The organism is Streptomyces fructofermentans, from assembly GCF_014651055.1.
Classification (GTDB): Bacteria; Actinomycetota; Actinomycetes; order Streptomycetales; family Streptomycetaceae; genus Streptomyces; species Streptomyces fructofermentans.
This window is the reverse complement of the sequence record NZ_BMWD01000003.1, coordinates 390,138-405,017: the sequence shown is the minus strand read 5'-3', so window position 1 is coordinate 405,017 and position 14,880 is coordinate 390,138. Positions and strand designations below refer to the sequence as shown.

The window sequence follows — 14,880 nt, the reverse complement described above, 5'->3', positions numbered from 1 at the left end:
TGGAGCCCTCACCCCCGGGCTCCGCAGACCGGAGAACTCCATGGACATATCCACTCAAGACGCACCCGTCCCTCCTCCCGCCCCGGCTCCGTCCCTGGAGCAGAAGCGCGCTTCCCGCGGTGCCACCCGTCCCGGTGACAGGGTCTTCCTCGGCCTGTCCCGAGGGTCCGGCATCCTGCTCCTGGTGATCATGGCCGCCATCGCCGGCTTCCTCACCTACCGAGCGGCCCTCGCGATCTCCGAGGACGAGGCCAACTTCCTCACCAGCTTCGAGTGGGACGCGAACGGCACGCCCCCGAAGTTCGGCATCGCGGTCCTCGCCTACGGCACGGTGATCTCGTCGGTCATCGCCATGGTGATCGCGGTCCCGATCTCGGTCGGCATCGCGCTGTTCATCACGCACTACGCCCCGCGCAGGCTCGGCGGGGTCATCAGCTACGTGATCGACCTGCTCGCCGCCGTCCCCTCCATCGTGTACGGCCTCTGGGGCGCCCTGGTCCTCGTACCGCACCTCAACGGCCTCTACGGCTGGCTCGACGACTACCTCGGCTGGACCGGTGTCTTCGAGTGGCAGGGCGGCGCGGCACGCTCCCTGTTCACCGTCGGCATCCTCCTCGCGATCATGATCCTGCCGATCGTGACCAACGTCAGCCGCGAGGTCTTCCGCCAGTCGCCGCAGATGATCGAGGAGGCCGCGCTGGCCCTCGGCGCCACGCGCTGGGAGGTCATCCGCATGTCGGTGCTGCCCTTCGGCCGCTCCGGCGTGATCTCCGCCTCGATGCTCGGCCTCGGCCGCGCGCTCGGCGAGACGATGGCCGTCGCCACGGTCCTCTCGCCGTCGTTCCTGATCAACGCCAGCCTGCTCGACCCGGGCGGCGGCACCTTCGCCCAGAACATCGCCAGCAAGTTCGGTGAGGCCACCCCGGTGGGCCGGGACGCCCTCATCGCCTCCGGCCTGGTGCTGTTCGTCATCACGCTGCTGGTCAACGGCGCGGCCCGCGCGATCATCGCCCGCCGCAAGGAGTACTCGGGGGCCAACGCATGAGCCACGCCGTCACGGAAAAGCGCCCCAGCTCCCTCAAGGGCGGCAGTCTTCCCCGGTGGAGCGCCTGGGCCGTCGCCCTGGCCGCCACGGGCGCCGGCCTCGGCATCAGCGCCGCCGCCGGGCTGGACAGCAGCATCCAGTGGGCGCTGATCGCCGCGCTGCTCTTCGTCCTGGTGAACTACGTCCTCGCCGTCCGGGTGGAGGGCCGCAGGCAGGCCAAGGACCGGCTCGCGACCAGCCTCGTGTGGGTCGCGTTCCTCCTCGCCGTCATCCCGCTGGCCTCCCTCATCTGGGAGACGGTCAGCCGCGGCCTCAAGGTCTTCGACGTCTACTTCCTCACCCACTCGATGGGCGTGGTCTCCGACACCGAGCCGGGCGGCGGCATCTACCACGCCATCATCGGCACCCTGGAGCAGGTCGCCCTCGCCACCCTGATCGCCGTGCCGATCGGTGTGCTCACGGCCGTCTACCTGGTCGAGTACGGGCGGGGCAGGCTCGCGAAGACGGTCACCTTCTTCGTGGACGTCATGACGGGCATCCCGTCGATCGTCGCCGGCCTGTTCATCCTGAGCATCATGCTCATCCTCGACCTCCAGCCCTTCGGGTTCGCCGGTTCGCTCGCCCTGGCCATCCTGATGATGCCGGTGGTGGTCCGGTCGACGGAGGAGATGCTCAAGCTCGTGCCGAACGAGCTGCGCGAGGCCTCCCTCGCCCTCGGCGTCCCGAAGTGGCGGACCATCATGAAGGTGGTCCTGCCGACGTCGATCGGCGGCATCACCACGGGTGTCATGCTCGCCGTCGCGCGCATCATGGGAGAGACCGCGCCCGTGCTGCTCCTCGTCTGGGGCGCCGACTACATCAACAACAACCCCTTCGAGGGCGCCCAGGCCTCGCTGCCGCTCTACATCTACGAGCAGTACGCGAACAGCGCCGGCAGCCCGGCGGCCTACAACCGTGCCTGGGCGGCGGCGCTGGCCCTGATCGCCATCGTCATGATCCTCAATCTCGCGGCTCGCGGCATCGCCCGCTGGAAGGCCCCGAAGACCGGTCGCTGACGCGGCCGAACAGCGACCGGACTCAACTCCGCGAAAGAAGCAGTGAACTCATGGCCAAGCGAATCGACGTAAGCGGACTCACCGCCTACTACGGCTCCCACAAGGCGATCGACGACATCTCGATGACGGTCGAGCCCCGTTCCGTGACGGCGTTCATCGGCCCGTCCGGCTGCGGCAAGTCGACCTTCCTGCGCACGCTGAACCGTATGCACGAGGTCACCACCGGCGGACGGGTCGAGGGCAAGGTGCTCCTCGACGACGAGGACCTCTACGGGCAGGGCGTCGACCCCGTCGCGGTGCGCCGCACCATCGGCATGGTCTTCCAGCGTCCGAACCCCTTCCCGACCATGTCGATCTTCGACAACGTCGCGGCGGGGCTGAAGCTCAACGGGTCCTACAAGAAGTCCGAACTGGGCGACGTCGTCGAGAAGTCGCTGAAGGGCGCCAACCTCTGGAACGAGGTGAAGGACCGGCTGAACAAGCCCGGTTCGGGCCTCTCCGGCGGTCAGCAGCAGCGGCTCTGCATCGCGCGCGCGATCGCGGTCGAGCCGCAGGTGCTGCTGATGGACGAGCCCTGCTCGGCGCTCGACCCCATCTCCACGCTCGCGATCGAGGACCTGATCGGTGAGCTGAAGGAGCGCTTCACGATCGTCATCGTGACGCACAACATGCAGCAGGCGGCGCGGGTCTCCGACCGTACGGCGTTCTTCAACCTGTCCGCCGTCGGGCAGCCCGGCCGGCTGATCGAGATAGACGACACGGAGCGGATCTTCTCCAACCCGTCCGTGCAGGCCACCGAGGACTACATCTCCGGCCGCTTCGGCTGAGCCGGTCCCTCTCCCAGACCCCTCGCGGTGCTGCATGGCGGTGCCACCGCGGGGCCACCAAGGGCCCGCCCCCCGTTCCCGGGGGGCGGGCCCGTCGGCGTTCCCGGGCCGTTGCCTGGCCGGCGGGGCGGGGGCGCCGTCCGTGCCCGCGGGGCGGGGGCGCCTGTGCGGGGCGCCCTGCCCGGCGGGTGGGCGGGGTGCCGGTTCGGCGGGTGGGGGAGGGGGGTGCCTGGTCCGCGTGTACGAGGCGATGGGGGCCGCCAGGCCGGCGGAGAGGCGGGCACGTGGGAGAGGCGGTGCCGGGTGACCGGGGGCTGTTCCGGGGGGTGTCGGCGGGGCCGTCGGCCCGAGGCGCGGGGTGTCGGAGGGCGGAGTCTCGGCGGGGGCGGGTGCCCCGAGCGTCGGAGGGCTTCCCGGCGGGGGGTGCCCGAGGCGCGGGAGTCGGCCCGGTGCGTGCTGCCGGGGCCGGGCCGGGGCCGGGCCGGGCCGGGGCGGCGTGGCGGCGTGGCGGCGTGCGTGGCCGGGCCGTGGACGCGGAAGGCCCCCTCGCGCTTCATAGGAGCGGGAGGGGGCCGAGCCCGAGAGGCGGTGGAACGGCCTACAGGAAGGCCAGGTTCACGATCCAGAAGCTGCCGGCCGCGACCAGGGCGGCCGCCGGCATGGTGATGAACCAGCCGAGCACGATGTTCTTGGCGACGCCCCAGCGCACGGCGTTCACGCGCTTCGTGGCACCGACACCCATGATCGCCGACGTGATCACGTGGGTGGTGGAGATGGGCGCGTGGAACAGGAACGCGGACGTGAACATGATCGACGCACCCGTGGTCTCCGCCGCGAAGCCCTGCGGCGGGTCCAGCTCGATGATCTTGCGGCCCAGCGTCCGCATGATGCGCCAGCCGCCCGCGTACGTGCCCAGCGACAGCATGACGGCACACGCGATCTTGACCCACACCGGAATCGGGTCGCCCGCGTCCTCGACGTCCGCGATGACCAGGGCCATCACCACGATGCCCATCGTCTTCTGGGCGTCCTGGAGGCCGTGGCCGAGGGCCATGCCGGCCGCCGACACGGTCTGGGCGATACGGAACCCGCGCTTGGCCTTGTGGGGGTTGGAGCGGCGGAACATCCACATGATCGCGGCCATCACGAGGTAGCCGACCACGAGGCCCACCACCGGCGAGATGAACATGGGGATGACGACCTTCTCCAGGACGCCGGACCAGTACACCGTCGTACCGCCGGCGAGCGCCGCGCCCACCATGCCGCCGAACAGCGCGTGCGAGGAGGAGGACGGCAGGCCGAAGTACCACGTGATGAGGTTCCACGTGATCGCGCCCACGAGGGCCGCGAAGAGGATGCCCATCCCCTTGGAGCCCTCGGGCGTCGAGATCAGTCCCTCGCTGACGGTCTTGGCGACCCCGCTGCCGAGGAAGGCGCCCGCCAGGTTCATGACCGCGGCCATCGCGAGAGCGGCCCGCGGGGTCAGCGCGCGGGTCGACACCGAGGTGGCGATCGCGTTGGCCGAGTCGTGGAAGCCGTTCGTGTACGTGAAGAAGAGCGCGACCCCGATGGTCGCGACCAGTGCGAAGGTGTCCATGAAGGGGTCAGGACTCCTTGACCGCGATGGTCTCCACCGTGTTGGCGACGTGCTCGAAGGCGTCGGCGGCCTCTTCCAGTACATCCACGATCTGCTTGAGCTTCAGCACCTCGATGGCGTCGTACTTGCCGTTGAAGAGCGTGGCCAGCAGCTTGCGGTGGATCTGGTCGGCCTGGTTCTCCAGGCGGTTGACCTCGATCCAGTACTCGGTGAGGTTGTTCATCGTGCGCAGGCTCGGCATGGCCTCGGCGGTCAGCTCGGCGGCGCGGGCCAGCACCTCGATCTGCTGCTCGACGCCCTTCGGCAGGTCCTCCACCTGGTAGAGGACGACCAGGTCGACGGCCTCCTCCATGAAGTCCATGATGTCGTCGAGGGACGAGGCGAGGTTGTAGATGTCCTCGCGGTCGAACGGCGTGATGAACGAGGAGTTCAGCTGGTGGAAGATCGCGTGGGTGGCGTCGTCACCGGCGTGTTCCGCGGCCCGCATCCGCTCTGCGATCTCGGCTCGGCCGGACGAGTCCGCCCCGAGCAGTTCCATCAGGAGCTTCGAGCCCGTGACGATGTTGTCCGCAGACGCGGCGAACATGTCGTAGAAGCTCGTCTCCCTGGGGGTCAGACGAAATCGCACGTGTGGTCCTCGGATTGCTTCGGTGTCGGTCAGGCTGATGCTAGGCGCATCATCCGGCCACGGCTAACCGGCCGCCCCCCAGTGTCACCCATCGGGCAAAGTGATCGGCACGGGGTCCTCCGAGGCCGTCGGCCAAGGGCCCTATACCCAGCAAAGTTCGTTACCATATACCCGGTAGGGGTATCAGTCAGCAGGAGGACGCGATGACGACCACCGAGGCCGGTGCGGCAGCTCCCTCCGAGGAGTCCCAGGAGGCCGGAGCCCAGGAGATCGTGACCGACCACGACCGCGGGATCCACGGCTACCACCACCAGAAGGGCGAGCACCTCAAGCGGCTGCGGCGCATCGAGGGCCAGATCCGGGGCCTTCAGCGGATGGTCGACGAGGACGTCTACTGCATCGACATACTCACGCAGGTGTCCGCCTCCACGAAGGCGCTCCAGTCCTTCGCCCTGCAACTCCTGGAGGAGCACCTCCGCCACTGCGTCGCGGACGCCGCCGTCAAGGGCGGCGCGGAGATCGACGCCAAGGTGGAGGAGGCCACGAAGGCCATCGGGCGGCTGCTGCGCACCTGACGCCCGGGCCGCCACCCGCCGTTCCCGCGCAGGGGAGTCCGGGGCGGGGAGCGGGCCCGTGCCGCCCGGGGCGGGTGCGCGGGCGTTGCCGTACGGCATGAACAGGTCGGGACGGGTCCGGTCGGGGCCGGTGGACCGTGCCCCGGGCGGTGCGGGGTTCCGGGGCCGGGGGTCCGGACCGCGGCTTCGGGAGACGGGCCGGTCAGCCGGGCTCGTCGCCTTCCTCGCCGTACTCCTCCAGGAAGCGCTCCTCGGCCACTCTGAGGACCTCGTCGATGCGGTCGGCGCTCAGCCGGTCCTCACGGGCGGCGGACGCCGCGATGATCAGGTCGCCGCACAGCTCGATCTCGGCCAGGGCCACGTGGTCCTGGACTGCCGTACCGCGCGCCGGAGCCACGTGCATCACCTCTTCCTGCCGTCACCGACTTCCTAGAGTAGGGAGCGGCCTACGGACAGCGCATGGCACCAACGGACCATTTCCGGCCCCGCACATTCCGGCCGGGTCGGGGGACCGCTGCGGCTACTCGGCGATCCGGCCGGCGAAGATGTCCCCGGAGTCGGGCAGCCGTACGTCGACGGGGGTGCCGAAGCCGTACAGCAGTGTCGTCGAGGCCACCGCGACGGTGCCCTGCCGACGGTCGTTCACGAAACTGAACCGGTGGCGGACCTTGCGGATGCGGCCCTGGTCGTCGAGGTAGGCGTCGAAGGGCACGGTCGCCGTGGCGAACCCTTTCGCCGCCGCGCGCAGTGCGGCGCGCTGGCCCTGCGAGGCTCCCCGCGCGGCGGCGGCGAGGTCGGCGGTCCCGCGGTAGTGCCGGACGGGGGTGCCGCCCACCGACGCCGTGCCCACGTACGCCGCCTCGCGGGTGCCCCGCAGCAGTTCGGCGGCGGCGAAGGGGTCGGTCGCGCCGCCGGTGACCAGGTTCCCGTCGGAGAGCGTGGCGGTCGCGACGCGGACCCACTTGTCGGCCGGGACGCCCGCGCCGCGGTTCTTCATGTAGAGGGCGCCCGGTGCGAGCAGCTCGGTGATCGGGCGGTGCTCGTCCGCGCCGGACGGGTCCTGCGGGAGCAGCACCCGCAGCCGGCCGACCTGGTCCTCGTAGTCGTAGACGCCCTCGCCGCGGATCGTCACCCGGGTGCCTCCGGTGGCCATCTCCATCGACGTACGCGCCTTGGACGTGCCCGCGCGGACCAGGGTGGCCGGGGCCTGCCGGAGGACCGCCACCGCGTCCTCGGTGCCCCGCGGGTCCTCGGCGGCGGCCCCGCTGCCCGAGCACCCGGTGGCGCAGGCCATCAGCCCCGCCGCCGCGGCGGCCACCGCCGGGCCCCGCCGCCTTCGCTGCCGCTCCACCATCGCCTGCTACCCCCAGCCGGGCCCGGTCCTCACGCGGGCCTCCCGTCGCTCCGCTTAACGACGGGTGAGGGGTGTTGTCACGCGGCGACACGGCCGGGACGGTGTTCACCGGCGGTCGGTACCGTGGTGGCGTGGCGCAGCAGGCTGACTCGGACTCCCAGGAACACCGCACGACGACCGTCGAGCAGGGCCGGTTCTGCCTTGCCCGGTGCAGTTGCGGCTGGAGAGGCCCGGCCCGCCGGGCCCGCAGCATGGCCCGCTCCGACGCGGCGGGGCATCCGCCGGTGGACGCCGGCTGACGAGGCCGCCCGTCCGGGACGGACGGGCGGTGACGGCCCGTCGGCGAGGGCGGGCTGTCGTACGTACGGGCCGGGCCGTCGCGTACGCGGCGGGTGCGGCCGGTGGCTCCGGGCCGCGCGGGGTCCCGCGCGGCGGCGTCACGCGTGGCGCAGGGCCGCCAGGAGTTCGTCGACCAGGACCTTGTCGCGGGGCTGGGTCAGGCGGTGGCGGGCGGCCGTCGGCGGGAGCCACAGGACGCGGTCCACCTCGCGGTTGGGCTCGAAGCTGCCGTCGGCCGCCTCCGCCGCCCAGTAACTCACCTGCTTGGGGCGGTCGTTCGCCAGGTAGTACTGGGTCGACAGCCGGGGGCCGGGCGCGCAGCGGCGGCCCGTCTCCTCCTCGACCTCCCGGAGCGCGCCCGCCAGGGCGTCCTCGCCGGCCTTCAGCTTGCCCTTCGGGTGCGACCAGTCGTCGTACTTCGGGCGGTGGACCAGGCACAGCTCCAGAGCGCCGTCGAACGGCGAGCGGCGCCACAGGACGCAGCCCGCCGCGAGCACCGGTTCCTCGCTCGTCGGATGCACGGGTGCTCCCCTCGCCTCTTCCGGGCCGCGGCCGGTCACGGGGTGCCGACCGTCTCTCTCAGCCAGGCCCGCTGGAACGCGAACCTCGCCGCTTCCACCTCGTGCCGCTGGTCCGCGTGGAGCACTCCGAGCGCGTACGCGGTGGAGGGCGCGATCCGCGGGGTGCGGGCGGCGGCGGAAGCCGCCGCGGCCGCCTCCGCCGCGTCGCGGTGCCGGTTCAGGGCCCTGCCCGCGTGCAGCAGGCGCCCGTCCACCGTGCCCTCGCCGCCGTGCAGCACCTCCCGGGCGTAACGGTGCAGGCGGAGCAGCAGCCTGACCTGGTGCCACGGGGAGTCCTGGGGGTGCGGTGCGGTGTCCGAGGACAGGCCGTGGACGAGGGCCTCCGCGTTGTAGGGGTGGCCCGCCGTGACCAGGGGCAGCCCGGCCACGGCGTCGCGCAGCCGGTCCTCCGCGGCGGTGGCCGGGGGCCGCAGGTCCGCGGCGGTCGCCGTCCCCGCCAGCGGGACCTCGCTGGCGAGGACCGCGACGCTGTCCGCGACCGCGTGGAAGCGGGAGGAGCCGATGGCCTGGAGCGCGGCCGAGTGGGCGCGCGTGCGGGCCAGCGTCAACTGGCGTTCCAGGAGGGCGCCCGCCTTGGCCCCGCCCAGCGTCAAGTGGCCCTTGTCCGGCCGGATCCCGGACACCGGCTGGGCGGGGAAGGCCGTCGAGCCGGACAGTCGGTGCAGCGCCGCGAGCAGTCGCTCAAGCCGGGCCGCGTACGCGTGCTCGCGGGCCAACGTGCCCGAAAGCCAAGCCAGTTCGGGCCGCATGCCCTCGGTCCAGCCCTCGTCGAGCAGGGGCCGGAACGTGTGCAGCGTGCCGCTGATGCGGCGCGCCGAGCGGCGCAGGGCGCGCGCCGCGTCCACGGCGTCCTCCGCGCCGCCCGCCACCGCACCGCCGGTCTCGCGGTGCTGGCGCAGGGCGCGGAGGAACTCCGTGGCCTGGGCGCGGAGATAGGCCGCGAGGGCGTCCCCGGCCACGGATTCCGCCGTGGGGTCAAGGTGTCGCTGTGCCACGCCGGCGCCTCCGGGCGTCTATGAGCATCTCCTGGATGTTGCGCAGGGCGTGTCCGTCGGCGTCGGTCGCGTGCCGGGTCCATTCGCCGTCGGGGCCCAGGTGCCAGGAGGAGGTGGTGTCGGACATGCCTGTCTCGAACAGGCGGCTGAGGGCGGCTCGGTGGGCCGGGTCGGTGATCCTCACCAGGGCCTCGATGCGCCGGTCCAGGTTCCGGTGCATCATGTCGGCGCTGCCGATCCACACCTCGGGCTCGCCCCCGTTGCCGAAGCCGAAGACGCGGGAGTGCTCGAGGAAGCGGCCGAGGACGGACCGCACCCGTATGTTCTCGGACAGGCCGGGGACGCCCGGCCTGACGGCGCAGATGCCGCGGACCCAGATGTCCACCGGCACGCCCGCCTGGGAGGCGCGGTAGAGCGAGTCGATGAGCGCCTCGTCCACCATCGAGTTGACCTTGATGCGCACGTAGGCGGGACGTCCGGCGCGGTGGTGCTGGACCTCCTTGTTGACCCGGGCGATCAGGCCGTCGCGCAGGGACTTGGGCGCGACGAGCAGACGGCGGTACGTCTCGCGGCGGGAGTAGCCGGAGAGCCGGTTGAAGAGGTCGGAGAGGTCCGCGCCGACCTGCGGGTCCGCGGTCAGCAGGCCCAGGTCCTCGTACAGCCTCGCCGTCTTGGGGTGGTAGTTGCCCGTGCCGACGTGGCTGTACCTGCGCAGGGTCTCGCCCTCCTGGCGCACCACCAGCGACAGCTTGCAGTGGGTCTTCAGGCCGACGAGTCCGTAGACCACGTGGCAGCCCGACTCCTCCAGCTTGCGGGCCCACTTGATGTTCGCCTGCTCGTCGAAGCGCGCCTTGATCTCGACGAGTACGAGCACCTGCTTGCCGGACTCGGCCGCGTCGATCAGGGCGTCGACGATCGGCGAGTCGCCCGAGGTCCGGTACAGCGTCTGCTTGATGGCCAGCACGTCCGGGTCGGACGCCGCCTGCTCCAGGAACGCCTGCACGGAGGTGGAGAAGGAGTCGTAAGGGTGGTGCAGCAGGACGTCCCGCTCGCGCAGGGCCGCGAAGATGTCGGGCGCGGACGCCGACTCGACCTCGGCGAGGTCCCGGTGGGTGCCCGCGATGAACTTCGGGTACTTCAGCTCGGGCCGGTCGAGGGCGCCGATGCCGAAGAGGCCGGTGAGGTCCAGGGGGCCGGGGAGCGGGTACACCTCCGCTTCGGAGATCTTCAGCTCCCGTACCAGCAGGTCGAGCACGTACCGGTCGATGGACTCCTCGACCTCGAGGCGCACCGGCGGGCCGAAGCGGCGCCGCATGAGTTCCTTCTCCAGGGCCTGGAGCAGGTTCTCGGCGTCGTCCTCCTCGACCTCCAGGTCCTCGTTGCGGGTGAGCCGGAACGTGTGGTGCTCCAGGACCTCCATGCCCGGGAACAGTTCCTCCAGGTGCGCCGCGATGACGTCCTCGATGGGGACGTAGCGGTTCGGGGAGGCCTCCAGGAAGCGGGAGAGCAGCGGCGGGACCTTGACGCGCGCGAAGTGGCGGTGGCCCGAGACCGGGTTCCGCACGACGACCGCGAGGTTCAGGGAGAGGCCGGAGATATAGGGGAAGGGGTGCGCAGGGTCGACCGCGAGGGGGGTCAGGACCGGGAAGATCTGGTGGCGGAAGAGGGTGAAGAGGCGGGCCTGCTCCTTCTCGGACAGCTCGCTCCACCGGACCAGGTGGATGCCCTCCTCGGCGAGCTGGGGTGCGACGTCGTCCTGGTAGCAGGCGGCGTGCCGGGCCATGAGCTCCCGGGAGCGCGCCCAGATCATCTCCAGCACCTCGCGGGGCTGGAGTCCCGACGCCGACCGGGTGGCCACACCGGTCGCGATGCGCCGCTTGAGGCCGGCCACGCGGACCATGAAGAACTCGTCCAGGTTGCTGGCGAAGATGGCCAGGAACTTGGCCCGTTCGAGGAGGGGGGTGTCCGGGTCCTCGGCGAGTTCGAGGACGCGTTCGTTGAATGCCAGCCAGCTTCGCTCCCTGTCGAGGAAACGGCCCTGCGGGAGCTGGACGCCGTCCTGTACCGAATCCTCGTAACCGTCGAGGTCCGCGTCGAGGTCGGGCTCCAGGTCGGAGACGTTCGCCGCCACGGTGTGCGGGCGGTGGGCGGCTATGGAACCGACGGAGGGCTGCGGGTGCTGGACCTGCGCCTGGGCTTTGGGCTGGCTCATGGACCCATTCTTCCGCGCCCGGAGGGTTACAGGCGCGTCGGACAGAGCGGGAGTGAGCCGCGGGGGGACCTGCGGGCTCCCGTTCACCCTCACGGGCGAGGGCTCGTGCTCCGGCGGAGGCGAGGGCTCTGGCGCGGCGGGGTTCATTGGGCGAGCGTCGCAAGCCCGTCTGAATCAACGGTTACGGGGACATGACGTGAGGGATATCGGAGAGCGGCCCCGGAACATCCGCGCGCCCGTGCGGAGCGGGTGCGCGTACGAAAAGGGGCGTACGACCCGCCGTCCGGCCGGGTGGTCCCCGCCGGGCCGGACGGGTGGCCACGGACCGACCGGGCGGGTCGGGCGCGGGGCGTGCCGGGCGGGTCGGGCGCGGGCCGGGCGGGCGGTTGACCCGGCGACCTGGGGGACCGGTGGGTCGGGTGGACGGGCTGGTCGGGCGTGCGGCATGCCGGCCGGGCGGTTGACCCGGCGCCCGGAACCGACGGGTGTCCTTGGGTCCACCGGGGCACCGGGGCACCGGGTCCCCACACAGGTGGGCCTTGGGCTGTGGGGACCCGGTGCCCCGGTGGACCCGGCGGGGCGGGGGCGGGGTCAGGCGGTTCGGTGGCGGAGGAGGAGGAAGGCCGCGCCCGTGGCGAGCGCGGCGACCGCCAGCACGATCCCGGTCTCCGCCAGGTGCAGCGGCCAGAAGTGGGACGGGGGATGGTAGGCCGCGTAGTAGCCGGTGATGTCCCCCTCGGCCATGCAGCGCCGGACCTCGGCGGCGGTCCCGTCGCACAGGTGGGGCCCGAGTTCCGCGGTGCGCCGCCCGCCGACGACGGCCCCGTTCTCGATCTGCCACGCGGAGCCGGACACCTCGAACGGCGTGCGGGCGGTGCGGGTCACGTGCGGCCACAGGGAGGGGCGGAACCCGTCAAGGACGAGGTTCAGGGCGAGCACCGACGCCACCGAGACACCCAGGGCGGGCAGCGCGCGGCGCAGCACGACCGCGGCGAGCGCGCCCACCGCGAGGGCGCACAGGCAGTAGGCCGCCGTCGCGGGGCCGCGTGCCACGAAGACGTCGGCGAAGGTCCAGTCGGTCCCCAGCAGCTCCCGGTGGGCCGACCAGGCCCACCGGAAGGAGAGGACGAGCACCGCGCTGCCGAGGAGCAGCGGCAGCGCGGCCACGGCGAGTTCGGCGGCGAGCCAGCGGGCGGGGGAGACGGACTGGGTCCAGACGAGGTGCGCGGTGCCGTTCTCCAGTTCACGGCCGAACAGCGCGCCGCCCGCGAAGGCCGCCACGACCAGGAAGCCGTAGCAGACGGCGGTGGCGACCATGCCGATCCGATCGCCGTACGCGAGCGTGGCGGCGATGCCGCAGACCGGCTCGCCGACGCAGCGCGCCTGTTCGCGGAGCGCGGCGTCGGCGGTCACCGTGACCGTCCACACCAGCACGGCCACGGCGGCCAGGACGTATCCGCCCCACACGAGCAGCGCCGTGCGGTGCAGTCGCAGGACGGCGACTCCCGGGCGGGCCCGCCCGCCGGTCCGCCCGCCCTCGGGGGAGCGGTCGCTCCCGGCCCCTTCCCGTGCGGCTTCCTTCGCCGTCCTCGCTTCCGCGGCTCCCCCGGCTTCCCCGGCCTCCCCCGCCCGTGGTGTTCCCGCGCTCCGCCCGGCTGCTCCTCCGGGCGTGTCCCCGGCGGTGGCGGCGCTCATACGGAGGCTCCGGTGGCGGACCCGTCGGCGGGCACGGACCCGGGGGCGCGGCCGGCCGCGGCGGGCGGGGACGCGGCGGCGGTGCGCCGGCGCAGCAGCAGGAACGCGGCGGCGACCGCGAGCGCAGCGACCGCGAGGACGGCTCCCGTCTCGACGAGCTGGAGCGGCCGGAAGTGGGACTCGGGGTGGTACGTGGCCCAGACGCCGGAGGCGCCGTCCTCCGCGCCGCAGCGCACGCCGTTCGCGCCGTTCGGGCCATCCGCGAAGTCGCACGGCACGGAGGTGGCGCGCCGGGCACCCCCGGCCGTGATCACGCCCTGGTGGAGGTGGGCGGCGCCCGACGGCACGTCCACCGACCCGGTGCCGGTCACGGAGACCACCGGCCACAGCTTCGGCCGGTACTCGTTGCCCAGGACGACGACGGCGAGCTGGGCCGCCAGGGCGACGCCCAGTGCGGGCAGCGCGCGGCCGACGACGAGCCCCGCGAGCGCGCCGAGGGCCAGACCGCACAGGGCGTACGCGACGGCGACGGGGCCGTCGGCGCGGAAGACGTCGTACTCGTACCAGGAGGCCCAGGCCAGGTCCCGACCGCCGTCGCGCATGAGCCGGTGCAGCAGGACCAGCACGGTCGTGCCCGCCGAGACGAACAGCGCGGGGACGGCGAGTTCGGCGGCGAGCCAGCGGGCGGGGGAGACGGACTGGGTCCAGGCGAGGTGCGCGGTGCCGTTCTCCAGTTCACGGCCGACGAGCGCCGCGCCGGCCCAGCCGGCGACCAGGAACGACAGATGGGCGACGCCGATGGTGCCGAGGGCCGAGACGGTGTCGTACCGGCCGATCCAGGGGCCGCTGGTCCTGTCGCAGAGCGCGATGCCGTCCGGGCACTGGCGGAGGGCGTCGGCCAGGGCCGATTCGTGGCCGGGGCCGTACGCCCACAGCAGCGCCGCCGACGTGGCCGCGACCAGCGACAGCCAGGTCCACAGGGCCGCGCGGTGCAGCCGCAGGACCGACCTGCCGGGGCCGCGCGGGACGAGGGAGGACGGGATCACGGGTTCACCGTCCCCTCGGTGACCAGGTCCGGTGCCCCGGGGTTGCGCAGATGGGCCAGGAGCACTTCCTCCAGCGAGGGCGCGGCCGTCCGCCAGTCGTCGCCCGGCGGGCCGCCGGGCCGGACCAGCGCGGTGAGCTGCCGGTCCGTGCCGCGCGACTCGACGACCGTGTGGCCCGTCAGGTCCCGCGCAGGCCCGGTGAGCAGGGTGTGCGCGGCGACCAGTTCCTCCGGGTCGCCGGCGAGCCTGACGCGGCCGCCGCCCATCAGGAGCAAGTGGTCGCAGGCGCCGTCCAGTTCGGTGACGATGTGCGAGGACAGCACGATCGTCGTGCCGTGTTCGGCGGCCTCGCCCATGAGCGCCCCGAGCAGTTCGCGTCGGGCCAGCGGGTCGAGGTCGGCCATCGGCTCGTCCAGCAGCATCAGTTCGGGCCGCTTGCCGAAGGCGAGGGCGAGTGCGACGCGTGTGCGCTGGCCGCCGGACAGGGAGCGGATACGGGCGCCCGGGTCCAGGGAGCCGCTCCGGTCGCCGTCCGGGGCGTGGTGCGCGTAGGCGATCCGCCCCGCGGCGGCCGCGTCCCAGCGGGCGCGGTTCAGATCGGCGCCCAGGCGCAGGGTGCCGGCGACCGTCAACTGCGGCGGCAGCGGCTTGTCCTGGGCGACGTACGCGAAGCGCTCGCGGGCCTCGGCCGGGCCCGTCCCCAGGACGTGCACGGTGCCCTCGGTGGGGCGGATCAGTCCGGCGGCCAGTGACAGCAGGGTGGACTTGCCCGCGCCGTTCGGCCCGACCAGGGCGCAGACGCGCCCCGCGGGCAGGCGGAAGGAGCAGTCCCGCAGCACATGGCCGCGCCTCCGCCGGTACCGCAGGCCCAGCCCGACCGCTTTCAGCGCGGCCGTCTCCTCGCTCATCGCTCCCCCTCGTATGCGTGCTC

15 protein-coding genes are annotated in these 14,880 nt (G+C 72.7%); 5 read left to right on the top strand and 10 right to left on the bottom strand.

Features of this window, described 5'->3' with window-relative positions; genetic code table 11:
- The first annotated feature begins 40 nt into the window (after positions 1-40).
- From pstC to pstB, 3 genes are read left to right on the top strand one after another with little or no spacing between them, the layout of a single operon-like run.
- Complete coding sequence (gene pstC, locus IE265_RS06775; RefSeq protein WP_190034430.1) at positions 41-1,045, top strand: phosphate ABC transporter permease subunit PstC; 1,005 nt, start codon at positions 41-43, stop codon at positions 1,043-1,045.
- Complete coding sequence (gene pstA, locus IE265_RS06770) at positions 1,042-2,100, top strand: phosphate ABC transporter permease PstA (RefSeq protein ID WP_190034429.1); 1,059 nt, start codon at positions 1,042-1,044, stop codon at positions 2,098-2,100. Before pstC ends, pstA begins: the two co-directional genes overlap by 4 nt.
- A gap of 50 nt (positions 2,101-2,150) precedes the next feature.
- Positions 2,151-2,927, top strand: a complete 777-nt coding sequence (gene pstB / locus IE265_RS06765) for a phosphate ABC transporter ATP-binding protein PstB (protein WP_190034428.1) — start codon at positions 2,151-2,153, stop codon at positions 2,925-2,927.
- Positions 2,928-3,525: 598 nt separating this feature from the next.
- Here the strand turns inward: pstB and IE265_RS06760 are convergent.
- Both IE265_RS06760 and IE265_RS06755 read right to left on the bottom strand, forming a co-directional pair.
- Positions 3,526-4,524 (bottom strand): inorganic phosphate transporter, encoded by a 999-nt coding sequence (locus IE265_RS06760; RefSeq protein WP_190034427.1) that lies wholly within the window; start codon positions 4,522-4,524, stop codon positions 3,526-3,528.
- Positions 4,525-4,531: 7 nt separating this feature from the next.
- Entirely contained in the window at positions 4,532-5,152 is a 621-nt protein-coding gene (locus tag IE265_RS06755) for a DUF47 domain-containing protein (RefSeq protein ID WP_190034426.1), read from the bottom strand.
- 203 nt (positions 5,153-5,355) lie between these two features.
- On the opposite strand from IE265_RS06755, the gene IE265_RS06750 reads away from it, so the two are divergent.
- A complete protein-coding gene (locus tag IE265_RS06750) occupies positions 5,356-5,727 on the top strand; it encodes a metal-sensitive transcriptional regulator (RefSeq protein ID WP_190034425.1) in 372 nt (123 codons plus the stop codon).
- Between the two features lie 202 nt (positions 5,728-5,929).
- Here the strand turns inward: IE265_RS06750 and IE265_RS06745 are convergent, their stop codons facing one another.
- Both IE265_RS06745 and IE265_RS06740 read right to left on the bottom strand, forming a co-directional pair.
- Entirely contained in the window at positions 5,930-6,130 is a 201-nt protein-coding gene (locus IE265_RS06745) for a hypothetical protein (protein WP_190034424.1), read from the bottom strand.
- A 117-nt stretch (positions 6,131-6,247) separates the two neighbouring features.
- Positions 6,248-7,081, bottom strand: a complete 834-nt coding sequence (locus tag IE265_RS06740; RefSeq protein WP_190034423.1) for an SCO4651 family lipoprotein — start codon at positions 7,079-7,081, stop codon at positions 6,248-6,250.
- Between the two features lie 131 nt (positions 7,082-7,212).
- On the opposite strand from IE265_RS06740, the gene IE265_RS06735 reads away from it, so the two are divergent.
- Complete coding sequence (locus IE265_RS06735) at positions 7,213-7,380, top strand: hypothetical protein (RefSeq protein ID WP_190034422.1); 168 nt, start codon at positions 7,213-7,215, stop codon at positions 7,378-7,380.
- A 138-nt stretch (positions 7,381-7,518) separates the two neighbouring features.
- Here IE265_RS06735 and IE265_RS06730 read toward each other — a convergent pair whose 3' ends face one another.
- From IE265_RS06730 to IE265_RS06705, 6 genes are all read right to left on the bottom strand, one after another.
- Positions 7,519-7,941: an NUDIX hydrolase gene (locus IE265_RS06730; RefSeq protein WP_190034421.1), complete on the bottom strand. Its 423-nt coding sequence runs from the start codon at positions 7,939-7,941 to the stop codon at positions 7,519-7,521.
- Between the two features lie 35 nt (positions 7,942-7,976).
- On the bottom strand, positions 7,977-8,996 hold the full coding sequence (locus IE265_RS06725; RefSeq protein WP_190034420.1) for a CHAD domain-containing protein: 1,020 nt from the start codon (positions 8,994-8,996) through the stop codon (positions 7,977-7,979).
- Entirely contained in the window at positions 8,977-11,208 is a 2,232-nt protein-coding gene (locus IE265_RS06720; RefSeq protein ID WP_190034419.1) for an RNA degradosome polyphosphate kinase, read from the bottom strand. Before IE265_RS06720 ends, IE265_RS06725 begins: the two co-directional genes overlap by 20 nt.
- Before the next feature lie 591 nt (positions 11,209-11,799).
- Positions 11,800-12,903 (bottom strand): ABC-2 membrane transporter-related protein, encoded by a 1,104-nt coding sequence (locus IE265_RS06715; RefSeq protein WP_190034418.1) that lies wholly within the window; start codon positions 12,901-12,903, stop codon positions 11,800-11,802.
- Entirely contained in the window at positions 12,900-13,949 is a 1,050-nt protein-coding gene (locus tag IE265_RS06710; RefSeq protein WP_190034417.1) for an ABC-2 membrane transporter-related protein, read from the bottom strand. The genes IE265_RS06715 and IE265_RS06710 overlap by 4 nt, the downstream gene beginning before the upstream one ends.
- The gene (locus tag IE265_RS06705) at positions 13,946-14,857 is read right to left on the bottom strand and encodes an ABC transporter ATP-binding protein (protein ID WP_190034416.1); all 912 of its coding nucleotides are present in this window, start codon (positions 14,855-14,857) and stop codon (positions 13,946-13,948) included. Before IE265_RS06705 ends, IE265_RS06710 begins: the two co-directional genes overlap by 4 nt.
- Positions 14,858-14,880: the final 23 nt, after the last annotated feature.

What these genes read in the sequence shown, in the direction of transcription:
- IE265_RS06720 (WP_190034419.1), bottom strand. Translation starts at nt 11,208, where the DNA reads ATGAGCCAGCCCAAAGCCCAGGCGCAGGTCCAGCACCCGCAGCCCTCC.
- IE265_RS06705 (WP_190034416.1), bottom strand. Translation starts at nt 14,857, where the DNA reads ATGAGCGAGGAGACGGCCGCGCTGAAAGCGGTCGGGCTGGGCCTGCGG.
- pstA (WP_190034429.1), top strand. Translation starts at nt 1,042, where the DNA reads ATGAGCCACGCCGTCACGGAAAAGCGCCCCAGCTCCCTCAAGGGCGGC.
- IE265_RS06760 (WP_190034427.1), bottom strand. Translation starts at nt 4,524, where the DNA reads ATGGACACCTTCGCACTGGTCGCGACCATCGGGGTCGCGCTCTTCTTC.
- IE265_RS06740 (WP_190034423.1), bottom strand. Translation starts at nt 7,081, where the DNA reads ATGGTGGAGCGGCAGCGAAGGCGGCGGGGCCCGGCGGTGGCCGCCGCG.
- IE265_RS06715 (WP_190034418.1), bottom strand. Translation starts at nt 12,903, where the DNA reads ATGAGCGCCGCCACCGCCGGGGACACGCCCGGAGGAGCAGCCGGGCGG.
- IE265_RS06750 (WP_190034425.1), top strand. Translation starts at nt 5,356, where the DNA reads ATGACGACCACCGAGGCCGGTGCGGCAGCTCCCTCCGAGGAGTCCCAG.
- pstC (WP_190034430.1), top strand. Translation starts at nt 41, where the DNA reads ATGGACATATCCACTCAAGACGCACCCGTCCCTCCTCCCGCCCCGGCT.
- IE265_RS06745 (WP_190034424.1), bottom strand. Translation starts at nt 6,130, where the DNA reads ATGCACGTGGCTCCGGCGCGCGGTACGGCAGTCCAGGACCACGTGGCC.
- pstB (WP_190034428.1), top strand. Translation starts at nt 2,151, where the DNA reads ATGGCCAAGCGAATCGACGTAAGCGGACTCACCGCCTACTACGGCTCC.